Genomic DNA, 21,156 nt, shown 5'->3' with positions numbered 1-21,156 from the left:
TGCCGCCGGTTTTTTTCGGCCTGAAGCGCCCACTTCGGTCATTAGAATAATGCAATGCAGGGCGCGCTAAAGCCCTCCCTGCGTATTGATTTTTGGAGTCGCGATGAAACGCCTACCTTGGCATATCGTCCTTTTTTTAGCGCCTGCAGTGCTGATTTACTCAGTCTTTAGCGCATTACCGTTGTTGGATACTTTGCGTCTTGGTTTTTACACCAGCAACGATGCAGGCCACACCACATTTGCCGGTCTTAGCAATTACCTCACCATTTTGACCGATCCGGCTTGGTCGGCGGCGTTTTGGAATGCGATGGCGAATAATTTCAAGTTTTTCTTGATTCATTTATTGGTACAAAACCCAATAGGTTTGATCTTGGCGACTTTTTTATCGCTCAAAGGGCTTAAATTTGCGCGGCAATATCGCACCTTTATTTTCCTGCCAACGCTACTTTCAGTCGTCATTATTGGTTTTATCTGGCAATTGATCTTATCGCCCTTGTGGGGCGTGTCAGAAGGCCTCATGGCGAAAGTCGGTTTGGCAGAGTATTTCTCGCCATGGCTTGGTGAAGAAGGCTCAGCGCTGATTACCCTCGCTTTAATTTCAGTTTGGCAATTCGTCGGTATCCCGATGATGCTGATTTACGCCGCACTACTGGCGGTCCCAGAAGACATCATCGAAGCAGCTCACGTCGAGGGTGCCAGCGCATGGCGCATCTTTTGGGAAATCAAACTACCGCTAATTCTGCCAACACTGGGCTTAGTGACGATTCTGACTTATGTCGGCAACTTTAATGCCTTTGATTTGATTTACTCGGTAAAAGGCGCGATTGCTGGGCCGAACTACAGTACCGATATTTTGGGGACTTTGTTCTACCGCACCTTCTTTGGCTACCAAAGCCAGATCGGCAGCCCAACGATGGGCGCAGCGGTGGCGACCTTGATGTTCCTCGTGATTCTCTGTGGCGTGGGTGTTTATTTTTACTTCGTGCAGCGCAAGCTGACGCGTTACGAACTTTAAGGGATTGATGATGAAAAAAGTCACCAAACCACTCTCCGCCGCTGGCGTGCATGCGATGCTCGGCGGCTACACCTTGTTGGCCTTGTTTCCGATTGTGTTAATTTTAATTAACTCATTCAAAACCAAAGCGGCTATTTTTGATAATCCGCTGGCGTTTCCGACTGCTGAAACTTTCTTTATCGGCGGCTTTGAGCGCGTCATCGCCAAATCGCATTTTATGCTGTATTTCGGCAATAGCTTAACCGTCACGCTGGTGTCTCTGGCCTTGATCTTGCTATTTGGCGCGATGGCGGCGTGGGCGCTGTCGGAATACAAATTCCGCGGCAATCGCTTGCTGGCGATTTACATGATGATTGGCATTATGGTGCCAATTCGCTTGGGCACCGTATCGATTCTGGAATTGATTGTGCAGTTGAATCTGATCAATACGCTCACCGCATTGATTCTGGTTTACACCGCGCAAGGCTTACCGCTGGCCATCATGATTCTGAGCGAATTTATCGCGCAGATTCCGAAAGAGCTCAAAGAAGCCGCCCGCTGCGATGGCGTCGGCGAATTCAAAATTTTCTTCCAAGTGATCTTGCCGCTGATCCGCCCAGCGGTGGCCACCGTCGCCGTGTTTACGATGATTCCGGTGTGGAACGATCTATGGTTCCCGCTGATTTTAGCGCCGAGCGAAGAAACCCAAACCGTCACCTTGGGTGTGCAGCAATTTATCGGGCAATACGTGACTGATTGGAATTCAGTCCTTGCCGCGCTCAGCCTCGCGGTGATTCCAGTACTGATTTTATACACCTTCTTCTCGCGTCAACTGATTCGCGGCCTGACTTCGGGCGCGGTGAAGTAAACGATGTGAGGTGTGAGGGGTAAACCCCACCCATCCCGACCTTAACAACATCAATTAATTTTCGAGTGTGTGATGAAGATAGAAGGTTTTACACCTCACTCCTCACGCCTCACACCTAAACAGGAACATCCCATGGCTAATGTTTGCCTCAATAATTTATCGAAATCCTACGATGGCAAAGCCAAAGTTTTGGATAGCATCAATTTAGATATTCAACACGGCGAATTTGTCGTTTTGGTTGGCCCATCGGGCTGCGGTAAATCAACACTACTGCGAATGATTTGCGGCCTGGAATCGATCACTGGCGGTGAATTGTCAATTGGTGACACCGTCGTCAATGATCTGTCGCCCGCGGAGCGGGGTATCGCGATGGTGTTCCAAAGCTATGCGCTGTACCCGCATATGACAGTGTACAAAAACATGGCATTTGGCCTGAAAATCGCTGGTGAAAACAAAGCGCAAATCGATGTTCGCATTAAAAACGCCGCCAAAATCCTCAAAATTGATCATTTACTCGAACGCCTACCACGTGAACTCTCCGGCGGTCAGCGCCAGCGCGTCGCAATTGGTCGCGCGATTGTGCGTGAGCCAAAATTGTTTTTGTTCGATGAACCGCTGTCGAATCTCGACGCCGCATTGCGGGTACAAACTAGGCTGGAAATCGCCAAATTGCATCGCGATTTGAACGCAACGATGGTGTACGTAACACACGATCAAATCGAAGCGATGACGCTTGGCGATAAAATCGTCGTGATGGAAGGTGGCCATATTCAGCAAGCAGGCACACCGCTTGAGTTATACCAACAGCCAGCCAATTTATTTGTCGCGGGCTTTATTGGTTCACCGAAAATGAACTTGCTCAAAGGCGTTGTTCAGCACGTTAACGCAGATAGCTTGGACATCAACTTGGCTGGTGGCACCATGATTCAAGCTTTGGTCGACAGCAGCACCGCGAAAGTGGGCGACACGGTTACAGTAGGTATTCGTGCTGAGCACTTGATTGAAAATAGCTACAGCGGTATACCCTTAGATGGCATAGTCAATTTGGTCGAGCATTTAGGTGAAGCCAATTACTTGTATCTCACGCTGAATAATGGCTGCGATATTGTCGTGCGTGGCGATGGCGAACGGGAAGTCAAACTGGGCACGCCGATCACCGTGAGCGCGCCAAGCAATGCGTTCCATGTCTTCAACGCCGCTGGGCAAGCGCTACGCCGTCTAAAACCGGGCAATATGCAATCGTCACGCCACAAAGCTTAACGATCTGCTGAACTAAGAAAAGGGGCTAAGCCCCTTTTCAGCGCACGTTAAAAAACAAGGATGATCTCGATTTTTTGTGCCATTCTGATGCATGTGCCAGCCAAAAATCGACTATGACCGACATAAGCCCGATCCCCGCTGATTTTGCCGAGCAACTGGCTCAAATCGAAGCGACTTGGTCGCAAACTCCTGATGCCTCCGCCGCGGCTTGTGCAGCGATAATTTTTAACGCACGCGAGCGACGCGAACCGCTCGCGCAAATTTATGCGACCGAGCTATACGGCTTAATTATGAATCACAAAGGGCAATCGCTCGCCGCCCGCGACTTGCTCTATGAAGCTGTGCAACAAGCGCAGGCACTGCACAACTTCCCACTCGAAGCGCGCGTGCATGAACAAATTGCCCGCTCTTATTACACGCTCGGGGATTATCGAACCGCGCTGAATCATTGGTTACGCAGTATCGAATTGGCTGAGCTCGCTCAAGCAGAGCCAATGACTTGGATTTTGGCCAAAATTGGTATTGGGCAAATTTACGATGCCCTCAATGACCCGACTACAGCAGTCACTTTTTTCGAAACGGCTGCACAAAGAATCACCGAAGTCAACGATCCGTATCTAGATGCAAAAATTAAAATTAATCTGGGTGTGGTGCTATTTAAATCCCAACACAATTTCGCCGCCAAACAAGCACTCTACGCGGCCATCGCGATCTGCTTGCGCGAAAATTATTATGATTACACCGCAGAATCACAATTTAGACTGGCCGAAATACTCATCAGTGAGGGTGAGCTGGATACCGCCTTGGACTTATTAGAGCGCGGCTTGGACTACTCGCTCAAAGCCGAGCATCGCTGGAGCGAGGCCAATATCTACACCGCAATGGCCGAAATCTACGCTTTGCAAGCAAACTGGCAGCAAGCAATGAGCGCTATCGGGCAGGGTCAAGCCGTCTCTCGCAGCAATAACTTTACGCATGTGCTAATGCGCCAGCATTTTGCCGCAGCCCACTACGCCGAACATTTGCAACAAGCCACGCTGGCTTTGGCGGAATTCAAAGCAGGTTTTGCACTACAACAGCAAATCAACGCCGCAGCCTTGCCCGATCAACACCAAGAATTAGAACAAAAAACAGGTTTACGCCCTAATGCAAGCCACCTGCTACTCGATTTAGCCAACCATCCCGCCATTGAAAAAGGAAAAATAGAGCAATTCCCGAGTGTCATCTGCCAAGCAGCCGCTCAGATTTTATCGCTAGAGCGCGTAATCCTGTGGCAAAGACGAACCGATCGTTTAGGTATACTCACCGCTTATACTGACCAAACCACCAATGAAACGACTGAGCTGCTCGCCGCTGAGCTTAGTGCGTTTTTTAATTGGCTCAATGAGCACAAATCACTGATTGCCCACGATGCACTCCATCATCCGGATGCTTGGGATTTAGCAGAACACTATCTGCAACCACGCGGCATATTTTCGATTCTGGCGTTTCCTATTCTCAGCGGAACCGACCAATATGTGTTGATGTTTGAACACGTTGGCGCGCAAAGAAACTGGCTACCCGATGAAGTACAACACGCCAGCCAATTGGCAGACATCACCAGCCGCGCGTTTGCCAACCATGAACGACATCGTTTTCAAGGAGAAATTCATTTACTGAATGCCCGCCTGGCCGAGGCCAATGAAGCGTTGGAATCTCGCGTGGCTGAACGCACACAAACGCTCGAATTGGCGATGGAAAAATTGGTTCAATCGGAAAAACTCGCCGCTTTAGGAAGCCTAGTGGCAGGCATAGCGCATGAACTGAATACGCCGCTGGGCGCAGCCCTGACCTGCAGCACAACTTTAAGCGCTGAAAGCCGAGAATTGATTCAAATGCTGCACAGTAATACTTTAAAAAAATCCAGCTTAGATAATTTCGGCAATACGCTGATTGAAGCCAGCCAACTCATTGAGCGCAACCTCAATCGGGCCATTGAACTAGTGTCTGACTTTAAGCAAGTTGCAGTCGACACCACGAGTTCACGTCGGCGCGCATTCAACCTGCTCGACACGGTGAATGACGTTGTCAAGATGTTCAACAGCCAAATCCGCCACTCGCAGCATCAAATTCAAATCCATATCCCAAGCAGCATTCAACTCGATAGCTATCCAGGTCCATTCGAACAAGTGCTCACCAACTTAATTAATAATTCTTTGCTCCACGGCTTTGAATCAATTAATGCCGGAATCATCCAGATCTCGGCGACTCTCAACGAGCACAATAGCATCGATTTTTGCTACGAAGACAATGGTTGTGGAATCAAAGCTGCGCTACACAAAAAAGTATTTGAGCCGTTTTACACCACCAAACTAGGTCAAGGCGGTAGTGGGCTTGGCATGTACATCACCTACAATATTGTTACTGGGGTATTGGGTGGAGAGCTAATACTAGAAAGCGAATCAGGGCAATACACTCGGTTTAAAATCAAACTACCGCTAATTGCGCCGTGAAAAAATAGCCCAGAGCAAGCTCCCAAGCAAACCTCAATCGCACTTAGGGAAAAAAGTCGGTATTTTTTACAAGTTGTGCCAATCTAAACACATGCTCATACGGTAACTGACCATGCCTGAATCGATTGAACCAGCTGCATTTGCACAAGAAATATCACGGATAGAACAATGCTGGCATCAATCGCCAGCACAAGCGCGGGCAGAGTGTGAAGTTTTAATCCACCAAGCCCGCGAGCAAAGAGATCCACTTAGCCAAATCTACGCCGCCGAGCTCTACGGCAAAATCATGGATCATGAAGGCAAGGCACTGGAGGCTCGCAACTTACTGTATGAAGCGATTCAGCAAGCGCAAGCCATTCACAATTTCCCGCTCGAAGCACGAATCCATGAGCAAATTGCGCGCTCACATTACAGCGTCGGAGACTATCGCACCGCGCTACAAAACTGGCTGCGCTGTATTGAACTATCGGAGCGTGCTCAGTTTGAACCCACCATCTGGATGTTAGCCAAAGTAGGATTAGGGCAAATCTATGACGCCTTAGGTGATTCAGAGACCGCGGTGATTTTTCATCAAGCCGCCGCAGATCGAATTCACGAAGTGAACGATCCTTATCTTGATGCAAAAATTCAAATAAATTTAGGCGTCAACTTACAAAAATGTGGCCGTAGCAGCGAAGCGGCCACAGTGCTCCATCGCGCATTAACGATCTGCCTGCAACACAATTACCATGATTACACGGCGGAATCGTATTTTCGCTTAGCCGAGGTCGCGATTGCACAAGACGAGCTCGAGCCAGCAATGAAAGAGCTAGAACAAGCTTTGTTTTTTGCCCGTAAAGTCAATTATCGCTGGGGCGAGGCCAATATTTTAAGCGCGATGGCCGACGTTTATGCCCGTCGTCAAGATTGGCTCAAAGCGCTCGAAACACTACACCACGGCCAAGATATCTCGATTCAAAATGACTTCTCGCACATCTTGATGCGACAACACATTGCCGCGGCCAACTATGCGGAACAAATGTTCAACTTGCCGCTGGCTTTGGCTGAACTCAAGGCCGGGTTTGAGTTCCAGCAAAAACTCAACGCCAGCAATCAACCCAGTCAACGCAAAGCACTCGAACAACAAACAGGATTGCGCATCAGTGTCAGTAATATGATTATTGACCTAGCCAATCATCCGGCGATTGAAGAAGGCGAACTCAGCACATTCCCGCCAATTATCTGCCAAGCTGCCAGCCAAATTTTAGAAGTCGCACGGGTCGGGTTCTGGCAATTCGATGAGCAAACTCAGCAATTACGCTGTCTTTATTTATTTGATCAAACTCAGCCTTGCTCCAGTACGGCCCCGCTACAGTCAAGTCAAATGCCGCATTTTTTTGATTGGCTAGCACAACATAAATCGCTGATTGCCCACGATGCACAGCATCACCCTGACGCATGGGATTTGAGTGAGCATTATTTACAAGCACACGGTGTTCAATCTGTGCTGGCGTTTCCGATACAAAGTGATTTTGGTCGCCACATCATGATGTTCGAACACCGCGGCGAGCAAAGAAATTGGTTACCCGATGAGATTCAACACGCCAGCCAGGTGACAGATATCGCTAGTCGCGCACTCGCTAACAACGAACGACACGCCTTCCAAAATGAAATTCATGTGCTCAACGCCAAATTACTCGACACCAATGATGCACTCGAAGCAAGGGTGTTAGAGCGCACCCAAGCGCTGGCACAGAGTAACCAAGAATTACATCAAGCCATGAATAAATTGGTGCAATCAGAAAAACTAGCGGCACTAGGTGGCTTGGTCGCGGGGATTGCGCATGAACTAAATACCCCGCTCGGCGCGGCACTCACCTGTAGCACGACACTCAGTGCCGAAAGCAAAGAACTCGCGCAGCACCTACAAAACAACACATTAAAAAAATCAATTTTGGACAACTTTGTTAACACCAGTATCAGTGCAAGCCAATTGATTGAACGCAATCTGCGGCGCGCCAGCGAATTAGTCAGCGACTTTAAGCAAGTCGCCGTAGATACCACCAGCGCACGGCGGCGCAATTTTGATTTATTAGAAACTGTTGATGATGTCGTGCATATGCTGCACAGCCAAATGCGCCACACACAGCATCGGCTTACACTCGATATCCCAGTTGGCTTGATGATGGATAGCTTTCCCGGCGCTTTTGAGCAAGTCATTGCCAATTTAATTAATAATTCATTGCTACATGGTTTTGAGCATCGAACAGAAGGCCAGATGACGCTCAAAGCGCGCGCAGATGAGACCGACAAAGTAACGCTGATTTATGAAGACAATGGCTGTGGCATTCCCGATGAATTACAACGCCGCGTATTTGATCCGTTTTACACCACCAAGCTAGGCCAAGGCGGTAGCGGCCTTGGGCTCTATATCACTTACAACTTGATAACCGGGGTATTAGGCGGAGAGCTAACTTTAGAAAGCGCTGTAGGCCAATACACCCGATTTATTATGAAGCTACCCTTCGTTGCACCACCGTCCAGCAGTGAACCACCATTAAACCCATTACCAGCTTAAGGCGGTCTGTCTCCGTGGCATGAATTGCGCTGAGCGCCTGTTCAGGCGCTTAGCCTTACGAAAGCACACTAAAGCTGGCTAAACTCAATTTCACCGACATGATTAAACACATAGTCGGGGCGATATGGAAACTCATCTAACATCGACAACGTTGAAACGCCCGACAGCACCAGCGCCGTTGTCATTCCCGCTTCCATACCTCCGACAATATCAGTATCCATTCGATCACCAACCATGACGCATTCCTCCGGATGGACGCCCAATTTACGACTGGCCAGCATCATCATCAGTGCATTGGGTTTACCGACAATATACGGCTTTTTGCCGGTCGCCGCCGAAATCGCCGCGAGTATCGTGCCCGCCGCAGGTTCATTGCCACCTTCCACCGGATCAATCATATCGGGGTTGGTACCGATAAACTTTGCTCCTTGATCGATGAAACGAACGGCTTTTTTCAGCTGTTCAAAGCTAAACGTCGACGATTTAGCCACCACAACATAATCAGGATTCGACTCCGAAATCGAAAACCCTACCTTATACAATTCATTAATCAAGCCACCACCACCGACCACATAGACTTTAGCGCGCTCTTTTTGCCCGCGCAAAAACATCGCCGTGGCCATCGCGCTGGTGATGAAATTGTCTTCCGTCAGTCCATGAATCCCTAAGCTTTCTAGTTTGAGCTTTAAATCCAGCGGCGTTTGCTCGGCGTTATTCGTCAAAAATAAAAATGGAATTTTGGCGGCCAGCAGTTTTTGCACAAACTCATTGGCGCCCGGAATCAATTGTTTACCTCGGTAAATCACGCCGTCCATATCAGAAATAATACTTTTGATCATCCACCTACCCCAAAGAAATAAACCATTCTGACAAGACTACACCAAGCTTGCAGTTGCCGCAGTCAAAAAACCACCCAATCTTGATCTACATTCGTAATCTACACAAGAAGGCAGGAGAGCGTAAAATGATGCAATGAGTACAACTTTAGCCACTGCAGTGTCTGCAGAAATCATCATCAAGAAAAGCCGCTTTATCGGGCATATTATTCCCGTAAGCAATCGCGCAGCAGCGATGCTCTTGGTTCAAGAATTCAAACAACAGCATCCTGAAGCACGTCATGTCTGCTGGGCGCTGCTGGCGGGTGGTGAATCGGGCATGTCGGATGACGGGGAGCCCTCTGGGACAGCAGGACGGCCGATGATGCAAGTGTTGCAGCATAAACATCTGGACAATGTACTCGCGGTAGTGATTCGTTACTTTGGCGGCATCAAACTCGGTGCCGGCGGCCTTACCCGTGCGTATACCGACGCGATTGCTAGCCCACTACTTGCAGCGCAGTACATTGAGCAAATTCGCTACGAGCACTGCTTGCTGGCGCTGCCGTTTGCCGATGAAAACAAAGTGCGGCACTACTTACAGCAGCATGGTGGTGAAATTTTAAGTCTGGACTACACCGAACACGAAGTGGTACTCAGCTTGTCAATTCAAGCCGACGATTACCTAAGCACACTGAACCAACTGCACCAACTTTGCCGTGGCCAAACTCGCTTACTCGAAATTGAAGCTAAAACACATGCAGATTCAATCAATCTGTAAAAAAGTTTGAGCATTGATACGGCAATGCGTATCCTTATCGCTTGATCTGTGCAGGTGCAATATGAACGATCCAGAAGCACGTATTCGCGAACTTTTAGCCTTAAGCAAATCACTCACGTACATCGATCCAACAACGTCGATTGCGCACGCTATTGCCGCCAGTGAATTAGCCAAATCGGGCTGTGAGCCCCGATTACATATCGCCGTATTGCACCAATACATGTGCATGCTATTTGGACTCGGGCAAATTCATGAAGGCTGCCATGTTCTCTTTAGCGCGCTGGTGATTGCCGAAACCCATAACTTTGAGCTTGAGCGCGGCGATCTCTTGCATCATCTTGGCGTAGCCCACTACACGCTGGGTGAATACATTACCGCGATTGACTATTGGTCAGATTGCCTCAACCTTGGTAATGCTCAATTTTCAGCCGCAACACGGATACATGCCCATATTGGCGTGGGACAAATTTACTATGCCTGCGGCCAATTTTCTGATGCACTACGCCATCATCAAGCAGCAGAGCGCTGGCTCACCGACGAGACCGACGCTGAATTACGCGCGCGTTTATTAATTAATATCGCCGCTGATTTATATGAATTAGCCGACTACGAAGCGGCTCAATCTATTTTGCATCAAGCCGAGCAAATTACGCTCGAGCTGAACCATAGGGAATATCTTGGTGAAATTTATTCCTATAAAACGTTGATTGCGATGCTGACAAATCAATTCGCAGCCGCACATCAATTCATCGAGCAAGGACAACGCCTAGTACGAGTTTGGGCTTGGGGTGAAATTAGCTGGTATATCGTTAAAGGCAGAATATTGTTCTCCGAAGGTAAATTCACCGACTCCCTGAGTGAATTTACCCGTGCGCTAGAAATGGCCACACAAATGGGTTGCGGACACAAAGTATTTATCATTCATCAGTTCCTCGCCCAAGTATTCAATACGCTAGGACAAACCAAGGCATCGGAATACCATCACAAGCTCTATCAAGAACATTTCCATCGCTTGCTTGACCCTAATTTGTTTCAACGACTAGCTCAACTCGAGTCTGAAATTCAACGATTAAGCAAGGTATAGCGCCAAAACTATTAAATTTGAATCATTTCAAAGCAATACATCAAGAAATATCAAGCCCCCATCAACATGACACACGGCCTTCAGCAGATACGAGATAAACTCAGCCGCAGCATCCATCCCTCTTCTAATCGAGAAAACCTTCAATCATCGAGGCCGCCATGCAAAATTTTAGTTTCCATAATCCATGCCAAATTGAGTTTGGAGCGGGCCAAATCAGCAAGCTAAGCACCCTGATTGCAGCCGATGCACGAATCCTGTTGCTGTATGGTGGCGGTAGTATCAAACATAATGGGGTGTATGATGCAGTAGCCGCGGCGCTCAGTCAGCATCATTGGCAAGCTTTTTCAGGCATTGAACCCAATCCTGAATATGAAACACTAATGCGCGCGGTTCGATTTGCCCGCGAACAACAACTCGATTTTGTCTTGGCCGTAGGCGGTGGTTCAGTAATTGACGGTGCCAAATTCGTTGCTGCAGCCATCCCGCACGAAGGCGATTGCTGGCAAATTATCGGTAATCGCGTCGCGCTAAAAACCGCGCTACCAATTGGGGTTGTACTCACTTTACCAGCGACCGGCTCAGAGAGTAATTTCGCCGCGGTGATTTCGCGTCGGGAAACCAACGATAAACTCTCTTTCAAAAATCCACTGGTTTTCCCGCAATTTGCCATCCTCGATCCGAAAACGACAATGACTTTACCCGCGCGACAAATCGGCAACGGCGTTGTCGATGCGTTTGTGCACACGACAGAACAATATCTAAGCTACCCCGCTGACGCACGCGTACAAGATCGGCTCGCCGAAGGGATTTTGCAAACACTGATCGAGGTGGGTCCGCAAACGCTCGCCGAGCCGAATGACTACCCCGCTCGCGCCAATTTGATGTGGGCGGCCAATCAAGCGTTATTTGGCATGGTCGGTTTGGGGCAGCCACAAGACTGGGCTACCCACGCAATGGGGCATGAATTAACCATGCTACATGGACTCGACCACGCACAAACCTTGGCGATTATTTTACCGGCGCTGTGGCGTTATCGTTTTGCAGCCAAACAAGCCAAACTCGCACAATACGGACGCCGTGTTTGGCAGCTCAGCGGCAGCGATAAGGTGATTGCACAGGCGGCCATTGAAAAAACAGAGGATTTCTTTCAGCGCATGGGTTTGCCAACCCGATTATCGGCGTATCAGCTTGATGCTCACCTTGTCGCCGATGGCGTTGCGGCACAACTGACGCGACATGGGCGGGTGAAACTGGGAGAACATTTAGATCTCACTCCCGACGATTGTCGTGCCATTTTACTCACAGCAGATTAATCTCGCTGGGGGCTTGCTGCGCAGTAGTGGTATGCTGCGCATCCTGTACTCTGTATTGCATAAACATGACGCTTGCTGAACTTGAGCATAATCTAAATCGCGCACAAAAATTCATCCACACCCAAAGTGGCGAAGCGCTTAACCTTGCCTTTAGCGCAAGGGATTTAGCACGCGGTTTTGCTCAACCCAAACTCGAAGCCAAAGCGCTCTCGATTTGTGCAATCGCAACGTTTAATTTTGGCAATAACGACGATACACTGGCCTACCTGAGCGAATTAAGCACGCTGGCTGAACAGCATGATATCGGGGAGTATGAGGGCAAAGCCATTTGCTTATATGCCCAAACTCAATATACCCTTGGTGCTTACCACCTATCGCGTGATAGTTGGAATCGCTGCCTCACCCTCCCCGACAGCGCGATTGATCTAGAAACGCGCGTGCAAGCGCATGTTGGCCTTGGTCAGCTGTACTACGCCCACGAGCATTTTCAAACCGCACTTGCCCACCATCGTAAAGCGGAAGATCTAGCGGCAGGCTCGGAAGACTATCATTTACAAGGCGCGATTTTAATTAATATTGCCGCCGATTTAATTGCCTGCGGGCAATTAGATGAAGCTTATGCCGTACTCAAAGGCGCCTTACCCTTGGTACGCGCCGATCAAAGCTACCGCAATGAAGCCGAGATTTATATGCATATGGGGCGAATTCAATTACTACGTGGCGAGTTAGAACTGGCCAAAATGAGCTTAATGGTTGCGCTCAAAATCAATCGCCTGCACATCCATCAATGGAGCGAAGCCAATACGCTGTTAACACTCGGTGAATGTCATATTGCCAAGGGCGATTACTCTCATGCCATTGAAGAACTCACCACTGCCTTAACAACCGCAACCGCATTAGGCGCTCGTCACTTGCAATCTTCGATTCATTTAATCTTGGCTCAGGCATGCGCCGCGATTGGCGAGCCTGCTTTAGCTGAGCAGCACCAAACGGCTTACCTCAATTTACGTCAGCAAATCTTAGCCGAACGGCACGAAACACAACTTGAGACAATGGAACTCAACTTAGTCTAAATCCAAATGTCGCGAGCAATGCAGTCTTTATCAGACTGCACTGATACCCCCTGTTTCACCGTGACACAGCCCCCAATCAGGCTCCAATTTGCCCGTCCCACACGTCGACGCACCGCCATTAGATCAAAATTCATCCAATTTTTAAGATTGAATTGAGATTTCTTTACATACCCACACTAAATTTGCGAGTTTCAGTACGCGTTTTTCCGTTAAAATTCACTCTTTAGCCGTAATGCCTGCTGGAGACGCCCTTCATGATGGATCCCACCGCCGCGACTTTGCTTGTAACGCCTGAACGTTTACGCGAAATTCCATATAACTACACCTCGTTTTCTGACCGCGAAATTGTCATTCGCTTGATGGGAGAAGACGCTTGGCGTGTATTAGATGAATTACGCCAAGAGCGCAAAACAGGTCGTTCGGCGCGCATGTTGTTTGAAGTGTTGGGCGACATCTGGGTGGTGAAGCGCAATCCTTACGTGCAAGACGATTTACTCGAAAACCACAAACGCCTGCAATTGCTGGTTGAGGCGATGCATCATCGTCTCTCCGAAATCGAAAAACGCCGCCAAGAAAACGAACGCGTCAATATTCTACTGGCGCGTACTCGCCAAGCGGTGGATGCCTTCGAACGTGAATTCCGCGATGTCGCGATTTTGCGGAAAAAAACGCTGAAAAAAATGGGCGGTCTAACCAAACGCGACAATATTCAGTTTGACGGTTTAGCCCGTGTTAGCCACGTCACTGACGCTACCGACTGGCGCGTTGAATACCCATTCGTTGTGCTTTGCCCTGATACCGAAGCGGAAATGGCGCCACTCGTTGCAGCCTGTATTGAGCTTGGTTTGACCATCATTCCACGTGGCGGTGGCACAGGCTACACTGGTGGCGCAGTACCACTCACCCCGCTTTCTGCTGTAATTAACACTGAAAAACTCGACCGCCATCAAGGCGTTGAGAAAATGCGCATTCCTGGCGTCGATCACGAAGTCAGCACCATCCAATGTGGCGCCGGTGTCGTTACCCGCCGTGTGATGGAAGCTGCCGAAGACGCTGGCCTCGTATTTGCCGTTGACCCAACCTCAGCCGACGCCTCCTGTATTGGTGGTAATGTCGCGATGAATGCCGGCGGTAAAAAAGCCGTCTTGTGGGGTACTGCGCTTGATAATTTGGTCAGCTGGAAAATGGTTGATCCCGACGGCAATTGGCTATTTATCGAGCGTATGGATCACAATCTAGGCAAAATCCACGACGCAGCACAAGCCACATTTAAAATCTCTAAATACAAACCGAATGGCAGTACCAAGATTGGCGAAGAAACCCTCGTCATTCCTGGCGCTAAATTCAGAAAAGAAGGCCTCGGTAAAGACGTTACCGACAAATTCTTGGCGGGTTTACCTGGCATTCAAAAAGAAGGCTGTGATGGTCTGATTACTAGCGCCCGCTTTATTCTGCACCGGATGCCAAGTCATGTGCGTACGGTTTGCTTGGAATTTTTTGGCGAAGTCAGCCGCGCCGTACCATCGATTGTTGAAATCAAAGACTATCTCGATGCGCACAAAACCGTGCAACTGGCGGGTTTAGAGCATTTAGATTGGCGTTATGTCCGTGCAGTCGGTTATTCAACCAAGGCCAAGTCAAAAGGCCGCCCCAAAATGGTACTGATTGCGGATATTGTTTCCGATGATGAAAAAGCCTTGGGTGAAGCCACCAGTCATGTGGTGCAATTGGCCAATGCCCGTGGCGGCGAAGGGTTTATCGCAGTACTACCAGAACAACGCAAAAAATTCTGGCTTGATCGCGCGCGCACTGCGGCGATTGCCAAACACACTAATGCCTTCAAAATTAACGAAGACGTTGTAATTCCATTGCATCGTTTAGGCGATTATTCCGATGCGATTGAGCGCATCAATATCGAGTTGTCGATCCATAACAAAATGGAATTACTCGATAAATTTACCGAGTTTTTCCAGCAAGGTCGTCTACCGTTTGATGCCAGCGAATCGCCCGTGAGCCATGACGTATTGATTGGTGACCGCCGCGAAACTGCACTGGCCTTGATCGACAAAGCACGCACACACTGGACTTGGCTCAGCCGCAATTTGGACGATGCGTTTGAACTCTATCAAACCGCGTTCCCAACCATGCCGCTGGAAAAAACGCTAGGGCCTGATGAATTGCCACAAAGCGTATTTCATGCGATTCGCGACTCCATCCTGCGGATTTCGTATAAACGCGAATTGCTCACCGACCTCGAAGTACTGTTTGGAGGTCGCGCGGATAAATTAATTCTGGATGCGATTCATGCCATCCAGCAAAAGGTATTGAAAAGCCGCACTTGGGTCGCGCTGCATATGCACGCAGGAGACGGCAATGTGCACACCAATATTCCGGTCAATTCTGACGACTATGAAATGCTGCAACGCGCGCACCATGCGGTAGCGCGAATTATGCAGGTAGCGCGTGAACTCAACGGCGTTATTTCGGGTGAGCACGGTATTGGTATTACCAAGTATGAGTTCTTAACGCGCGAAGAACTGGCACCATTTGAAGCGTATAAACAAAAAATCGATCCAAACGGGCATTTCAATAAAGGCAAACTGATGCCAGGCGCTGATTTGCGCGATGCCTATACGCCATCGTTTAGCTTGCTTGGCACTGAATCGTTGATTCTGGAGCAATCGGACATCGGCAATATCAGCAATATGGTCAAAGATTGCTTGCGTTGCGGCAAGTGCAAACCTGTGTGCTCAACGCATGTACCGCGCGCGAATTTGCTCTATAGCCCACGCAATAAAATCTTGGCAACGGGCTTACTGACTGAAGCCTTCCTGTACGAAGAGCAAACCCGCCGTGGCATTTCATTGAAACACTTTGAGGAACTGGGTGATGTGGCTGACCATTGCACCGTTTGCCATCGCTGCGTCAATCCTTGCCCTGTTGACATCGATTTTGGCGATGTGACCATTGCGATGCGTAATTTCTTGCGTAAAGAAGGCAAGAAGAAATTTAACCCCGGCTCTGCACTGGGGATGGCGTTCTTGACGATGAAAGACCCGGCAACGATCAAATTGATGCGTAAAGCGATGATCGAATGGGGTTATCAAGGCCAACGTGTCGCGCATACCCTCGCTAAACGTTTTGGCTTGATTAAAGGTGTGACCAAAGCGCCACCAGCCACATTGGGCACAGCTTCGCTCAAAGCACAAGTGATTCACTTCGTGAACAAACCAATGCCGGGTGGATTGCCGAAGAAAACCGCGCGAGCCTTGCTCGATGTGGAAGACAGCAATGTGGTGCCAGTGATTCGCGATCCAAAACGCCTGAATGAAGACACTGAAGCGGTATTTTACTTCCCGGGTTGCGGCTCTGAGCGTTTGTTTAGCCAAGTTGGTTTGGCAACACAAGCCATGCTGTGGCACGTTGGCGCGACCACCGTATTGCCGCCAGGCTATTTGTGCTGCGGCTATCCGCAAACCTCGAGCGGCCAGCAGGATAAAGGCGACAAAATCACGATGGATAACCGCGTGTTATTCCACCGTTTAGCCAATACACTCAATTATCTGGATATCAAAACGGTACTCGTTTCATGCGGTACGTGTATGGATCAGCTGCAGAAATATCGCTTTGAAGAAATTTTCCCTGGCTGCCGCTTACTTGACATTCATGAGTATCTGCTTGAAAAAGGCGTCAAGCTTGAAGGTCTGAGCGGTACCCAGTATATGTATCATGAGCCATGCCATACCCCGATGAAAACGTATAAAGGCATCGACGTAGCCAATCAATTGATGGGGCAACGTGTTGATCTAAATGATCGCTGCTGCGGTGAATCAGGTACCTTTGCTGTAGCTCGCCCAGATATCTCAACCCAAGTTCGCTTCCGCAAGCAAGAGGAAATGGAAAAAGGCGCAGCTAAACTGCGAGCTGATTCGGGTGATGATAAAACACCGGTTAAGATCCTGACTTCTTGCCCTTCTTGCATGCAAGGCTTGAGCCGTTATGATGATGACGCAGGCACAACGGCTGATTACATCGTGGTCGAAATCGCCAAGAGCGTATTAGGCCAAAACTGGATGCCGGAATACGTCAAACAAGCTAGCAGCGGTGGTATCGAGCGCGTGCTTTTGTAATAAATTGTTAAGCTCTACACAATAGGGTGCAGCTTATCGTTGCACCCTATTTTTTTGTACTCAATTCTGTTTATAATCAAATCATAATGGTTATAAATTTACGGAAGAAAGCATGCCACTCGATTGCCCCCTTTGCACTGCCGCTGGTGGCGAACTCATTTGGCAAAATGACTTTGCACGAATCATTTTTGTGATGGAACACGGTTATCCGATTTTTCGCGTAGTGGTGCAACAGCATGTGGCAGAACTCACCGACTTAAGTATCAGCGAACGCAGCCAATTGATGCAGCTGGTATGCAAGGTTGAGACTGCTGTGCGCGCCCACTTACAACCCGATAAAATTAACTTAGCCAGTCTCGGTAATATGGTGCCCCATTTGCATTGGCATATGATTCCTCGCTGGGTGGATGATACTCACTTCCCAGCCCCAATTTGGGCAACAGCAGTTCGCCCAGTCGGCCACCTTGTCAACGACATTGCATTAGTGCAATTGAAACAACAACTCGGGCAGTTACAGCCATGAGTATTGATCTGTTCCGGCAACGACTACCCGCCATTTCCGGCAGCAAAGCATCGCCATTTCAAGACGCAAGAAGCGCTCGTGATTGGCTTAAATTATTGCCACTCATTAATGTCCCCACCGCTCATGCAGAAATGCTCGAAGCCATCGAGGAGCTCAATCACAGCAATGTGTCCGGCTTAGATAGCTTAAAAATCATCGAGCAATTTCGAGAATCTGCGCATGTATTGCAAGAAGGATTACTTAGCCGCTATACCCAAAAAGCCATTCCATTAGCAGAGATCGAATTACAAACATGGCAAAATGCGCAGCAACTATGGCAGGCCTTCGAACATGCGTACGCCCGTTGCTGGCACGCCGCACTCTCTGGGCAAACCGATGTAGCAGAATACATGCCGCTATTGGCTGAGCGGACTTTGTATTACAGCTTAAAAGTCAATACATCGTATTACCTCATCCACAGCACAATACCCAGCGAGCAGTGGGCGCAACAATTTAATTATTACCAACTGGCTCAAACACTGGGTGTGGCGCAAAAAAAAGCCAAGGATAGCCTCATCCGTATTGGCGGCTCTGCAACCCCTGAACATGTCTTTATCCATAGTTTACTGCTGAACGCAGCAAATCCATTTCAATACAACCTACGCTATTTCTTGTGGATTAATGATTGTCTTGAAGTGTTTGCCAGCCGTTGCTCACTGGATCATATTGCAGAAACGCTGCCAAATCGGCCTGCTTATACGATTGATTTTGCCGCACCAGATGCGCCAGAGCGTTTAGACAAACCAGTCAAAGACAGTCAAACTTCAATTAGCACCTTATTCCTCGCTCAGGCACTGAGTAAACGAATCAAATTGCTACGTAGCGGTGAAATGCCAGAAAAAATAGGTCTTGGCACCACACTAAGTCCCCAAGCGGCTGAGGCACTGCTGACTGACTTATATCGCCAGTGGTGCGATCACCCGCTTGAGCGAAATCTAACTAGACGTGAAACTCAAAATCCAGTCGCGGTCGGTTTTGGGCTGACGAATTTACATCGCTGGATGGCAGAAGGTCGTTTTGCACCACCGCCGCAAGATGAATCGCAGCTCAGCAGCCAAGAACTAATGCAAATTCGTTTATTTGGCCAAACCAGCGCAATGAATGCCCCCATCGTTTTACCGCAGGTGCTAACCAATCCATGGCAAACCATCGACGAAACTGCAACTGGGCTTCGCCTACAACGCACGCACGATGGAGAGCGCATCAGCTTGCAGCAATTGCTCATCATCAAAGATCAGCAACAATTTTTAATTGGCAGCATTCGGTGGCTTTGCGATCACGGCAATGACCTACAAATCGGCGTTAAATTATTAGCAGGGCAACCGCAAGCGGCCACGATCCGCGCGCAAGACGCCGCGCGCTTCGGACAAACAGACCATACCGAAGTGCTGTTAATCCCTGCGATTGTCGCGTTACAAGTGCCTAATTCATTGATTTTACCGGCAGGCTGGTTTCGCCAAGGCAGGCTGCTTGAATTGTGGGATGGTCATCGGCAAACACGGATTCGTTTGGTCAGCATTTTAAGCCGAGGCTTAGATTTTGAACGCATTCACTTTGTGGCTTCAGGCGGAATGAATCAATAAAACTAGGGGTATTACCCTAAAGGCATTTTTATACAATGACTACAAGGCAATACCCTTTATTTTTTCAAGCAACTGCGAAATATCAACCGTGTCACATTGACTAGGCTCCAAAAACTGCTCGGCGTAATTGAGCCATACTTTTTCCCGCAAAAAAACTTCAAGTAAATCGTGGTCAACGTGCTGCTCACACGCCATTCGCGTCAAGATGCCCAGCGCTACTGATAATTTCATCCCTTCTTTATACGGGCGATCACGCGCAGTCAAGGCCTCAAACACATCGGCAATCCCCATAATACGTGCCTGAACACTCATCTGATCACGTCTTAAGCCTTTTGGGTATCCCTTACCATCCATTCGCTCGTGATGACCGCCGGCGTATTCTGGTACATTCAATAAATGCTTAGGCCAAGGTAAAGCCTCTAACATTTGAATCGTCACGTCGATATGATGATTAATAATTTTTCGCTCGGCCGGGGTTAGCGTACCTTTACGAATGGCTAAATTTTCAAACTCGTCAGCAGTCAAGAAATCTTGCTGTTCGCCGCCACTGGGCGCCCACTGGCGTTTGGCAATTCGTGCGATTTGCGCAACATCATCATCACTCATCATTTCACCGCCTAAATTAGCTTGGCGAAGAAAGGCTCGATCAGCAAGCAGCTGTTGGCGCTCGAGCTCGTATTCAGCCAGGGTCATTGCCCCACGTAGCGATCGAATTTCAATATCGCGCAGCAGCACCTCAAATCGCGTATCAATCAGCTCAATCCGATCTGAAATCGTCTGTAATTTAGTCGCCTTATCCACCACGTGCACTGGCGTAGTGATTTTTCCGCAGTCATGCAGTAAGCCTGCAATTTTAAGCTCGTAGCGATCTCGCTCGGTCAGGGTAAAGTGCGCCAAAGCACCTTCAGTCGTTCGGTGCGCAGCTTCTGCGAGCATCATGGTCAGCTCAGGAACGCGCTGACAATGCCCGCTGGTATAAGGCGATTTGTCATCAATCGCCAGATTGATCAAATTAATAAACCCTTCAAACAGTTTCTGCAGCGAATTAATCAGCATGCGATTGGTAATCGCAATCGCCGCTTGCGAAGCCAGAGACTCAACCAAATGCTGATCGCTACTGGAAAACGCGATAATTTCATGCAAGGGCGTAGTGGCATTAATCAGTTGTAAAGCGCCAATCACTTCGCCCTCGTGATTGCGCATTGGTACCGAAAGAAATGATTTGGAATGGTAACCAGAACTCTGATCAAAGCGGCGTGTACCAGAAAAGTCATATTCATCATCGGTCGCGTAGGCGTCAGGAACATTAATCGTCTTATTCTGATTCACCGCGCAAGCAACCACATTGGCCAAATTGGGCGTGCCATCCTGATTGACTAAAGGAATACTCGGAAAAGTAATCGCAACGCCACTTGTCCCCCCCATCGCGATGCCTAATGAGGTATTCAATACAATTTCAAAGTGCAGTTGCTGATCTCGAATTAAATACAGCGTACCCGCATCGGCCTGCACTAAATCGGTCGCAGCAACCAAGATGCTTTCAACCAAACGGTGAATATGTGTTTCACCCGAGAGCGCAATCCCAATTGAATTAAGCTTCTCTAATCGCTCATGAAATTCTGCGGCATTCATGATATACCCCCT

14 protein-coding genes are annotated in these 21,156 nt (G+C 48.7%); 12 read left to right on the top strand and 2 right to left on the bottom strand.

What is annotated here, in order from left to right; genetic code table 11:
- The first annotated feature begins 103 nt into the window (after window positions 1-103).
- The 5 genes from GM173_RS00960 to GM173_RS00940 all read left to right on the top strand — a co-directional run bounded on the left by GM173_RS00960 (window position 104) and on the right by GM173_RS00940 (window position 8,171).
- Window positions 104-1,015: a carbohydrate ABC transporter permease gene (locus GM173_RS00960; protein ID WP_203569463.1), complete on the top strand. Its 912-nt coding sequence runs from the start codon at window positions 104-106 to the stop codon at window positions 1,013-1,015.
- Window positions 1,016-1,025: 10 nt separating this feature from the next.
- Complete coding sequence (locus tag GM173_RS00955; protein ID WP_239078184.1) at window positions 1,026-1,862, top strand: carbohydrate ABC transporter permease; 837 nt, start codon at window positions 1,026-1,028, stop codon at window positions 1,860-1,862.
- Window positions 1,863-1,994: 132 nt separating this feature from the next.
- Entirely contained in the window at window positions 1,995-3,122 is a 1,128-nt protein-coding gene (locus tag GM173_RS00950) for an ABC transporter ATP-binding protein (protein ID WP_203569461.1), read from the top strand.
- A gap of 113 nt (window positions 3,123-3,235) precedes the next feature.
- Complete coding sequence (locus GM173_RS00945; protein ID WP_203569460.1) at window positions 3,236-5,614, top strand: ATP-binding protein; 2,379 nt, start codon at window positions 3,236-3,238, stop codon at window positions 5,612-5,614.
- Between the two features lie 112 nt (window positions 5,615-5,726).
- Window positions 5,727-8,171 (top strand): ATP-binding protein, encoded by a 2,445-nt coding sequence (locus GM173_RS00940; RefSeq protein ID WP_203569459.1) that lies wholly within the window; start codon window positions 5,727-5,729, stop codon window positions 8,169-8,171.
- A 68-nt stretch (window positions 8,172-8,239) separates the two neighbouring features.
- Here GM173_RS00940 and GM173_RS00935 read toward each other — a convergent pair whose 3' ends face one another.
- On the bottom strand, window positions 8,240-9,010 hold the full coding sequence (locus GM173_RS00935) for an HAD-IIA family hydrolase (RefSeq protein ID WP_239078182.1): 771 nt from the start codon (window positions 9,008-9,010) through the stop codon (window positions 8,240-8,242).
- A 133-nt stretch (window positions 9,011-9,143) separates the two neighbouring features.
- On the opposite strand from GM173_RS00935, the gene GM173_RS00930 reads away from it, so the two are divergent.
- From GM173_RS00930 to GM173_RS00900, 7 genes are all read left to right on the top strand, one after another.
- The gene (locus tag GM173_RS00930; protein WP_203569458.1) at window positions 9,144-9,767 is read left to right on the top strand and encodes an IMPACT family protein; all 624 of its coding nucleotides are present in this window, start codon (window positions 9,144-9,146) and stop codon (window positions 9,765-9,767) included.
- Between the two features lie 61 nt (window positions 9,768-9,828).
- Window positions 9,829-10,851 carry a tetratricopeptide repeat protein gene (locus GM173_RS00925; RefSeq protein WP_203569457.1) on the top strand — a complete coding sequence of 341 codons (1,023 nt, stop codon included), beginning with the start codon at window positions 9,829-9,831 and terminating at the stop codon, window positions 10,849-10,851.
- A 158-nt stretch (window positions 10,852-11,009) separates the two neighbouring features.
- Entirely contained in the window at window positions 11,010-12,164 is a 1,155-nt protein-coding gene (locus GM173_RS00920; RefSeq protein ID WP_203569456.1) for an iron-containing alcohol dehydrogenase, read from the top strand.
- A gap of 65 nt (window positions 12,165-12,229) precedes the next feature.
- The gene (locus GM173_RS00915; protein WP_203569455.1) at window positions 12,230-13,237 is read left to right on the top strand and encodes a tetratricopeptide repeat protein; all 1,008 of its coding nucleotides are present in this window, start codon (window positions 12,230-12,232) and stop codon (window positions 13,235-13,237) included.
- 254 nt (window positions 13,238-13,491) lie between these two features.
- A complete protein-coding gene (locus GM173_RS00910) occupies window positions 13,492-17,367 on the top strand; it encodes a DUF3683 domain-containing protein (RefSeq protein ID WP_239078181.1) in 3,876 nt (1,291 codons plus the stop codon).
- A 112-nt stretch (window positions 17,368-17,479) separates the two neighbouring features.
- Window positions 17,480-17,890 carry an HIT family protein gene (locus tag GM173_RS00905; RefSeq protein ID WP_203569454.1) on the top strand — a complete coding sequence of 137 codons (411 nt, stop codon included), beginning with the start codon at window positions 17,480-17,482 and terminating at the stop codon, window positions 17,888-17,890.
- Complete coding sequence (locus GM173_RS00900; protein ID WP_203569453.1) at window positions 17,887-19,512, top strand: cyclic-di-GMP receptor FimW-related protein; 1,626 nt, start codon at window positions 17,887-17,889, stop codon at window positions 19,510-19,512. Before GM173_RS00905 ends, GM173_RS00900 begins: the two co-directional genes overlap by 4 nt.
- A 39-nt stretch (window positions 19,513-19,551) precedes the next feature.
- Here GM173_RS00900 and GM173_RS00895 read toward each other — a convergent pair whose 3' ends face one another.
- Window positions 19,552-21,144, bottom strand: coding sequence for an HD domain-containing phosphohydrolase (locus GM173_RS00895; protein WP_203569452.1), 1,593 nt, complete (start codon window positions 21,142-21,144; stop codon window positions 19,552-19,554).
- Window positions 21,145-21,156: the final 12 nt, after the last annotated feature.

The sequence above is a fragment of the Deefgea chitinilytica genome, from assembly GCF_016881405.1.
GTDB lineage: Bacteria > Pseudomonadota > Gammaproteobacteria > Burkholderiales > Chitinibacteraceae > Deefgea > Deefgea chitinilytica.
This window is presented reverse-complemented; position numbering and strand designations above follow the sequence as displayed.

What these genes read in the sequence shown, in the direction of transcription:
- GM173_RS00940 (WP_203569459.1), top strand. Translation starts at nt 5,727, where the DNA reads ATGCCTGAATCGATTGAACCAGCTGCATTTGCACAAGAAATATCACGG.
- GM173_RS00935 (WP_239078182.1), bottom strand. Translation starts at nt 9,010, where the DNA reads ATGATCAAAAGTATTATTTCTGATATGGACGGCGTGATTTACCGAGGT.
- GM173_RS00910 (WP_239078181.1), top strand. Translation starts at nt 13,492, where the DNA reads ATGATGGATCCCACCGCCGCGACTTTGCTTGTAACGCCTGAACGTTTA.
- GM173_RS00950 (WP_203569461.1), top strand. Translation starts at nt 1,995, where the DNA reads ATGGCTAATGTTTGCCTCAATAATTTATCGAAATCCTACGATGGCAAA.
- GM173_RS00920 (WP_203569456.1), top strand. Translation starts at nt 11,010, where the DNA reads ATGCAAAATTTTAGTTTCCATAATCCATGCCAAATTGAGTTTGGAGCG.
- GM173_RS00905 (WP_203569454.1), top strand. Translation starts at nt 17,480, where the DNA reads ATGCCACTCGATTGCCCCCTTTGCACTGCCGCTGGTGGCGAACTCATT.
- GM173_RS00960 (WP_203569463.1), top strand. Translation starts at nt 104, where the DNA reads ATGAAACGCCTACCTTGGCATATCGTCCTTTTTTTAGCGCCTGCAGTG.
- GM173_RS00930 (WP_203569458.1), top strand. Translation starts at nt 9,144, where the DNA reads ATGAGTACAACTTTAGCCACTGCAGTGTCTGCAGAAATCATCATCAAG.
- GM173_RS00900 (WP_203569453.1), top strand. Translation starts at nt 17,887, where the DNA reads ATGAGTATTGATCTGTTCCGGCAACGACTACCCGCCATTTCCGGCAGC.
- GM173_RS00925 (WP_203569457.1), top strand. Translation starts at nt 9,829, where the DNA reads ATGAACGATCCAGAAGCACGTATTCGCGAACTTTTAGCCTTAAGCAAA.
- GM173_RS00915 (WP_203569455.1), top strand. Translation starts at nt 12,230, where the DNA reads ATGACGCTTGCTGAACTTGAGCATAATCTAAATCGCGCACAAAAATTC.
- GM173_RS00955 (WP_239078184.1), top strand. Translation starts at nt 1,026, where the DNA reads ATGAAAAAAGTCACCAAACCACTCTCCGCCGCTGGCGTGCATGCGATG.
- GM173_RS00895 (WP_203569452.1), bottom strand. Translation starts at nt 21,144, where the DNA reads ATGAATGCCGCAGAATTTCATGAGCGATTAGAGAAGCTTAATTCAATT.
- GM173_RS00945 (WP_203569460.1), top strand. Translation starts at nt 3,236, where the DNA reads ATGACCGACATAAGCCCGATCCCCGCTGATTTTGCCGAGCAACTGGCT.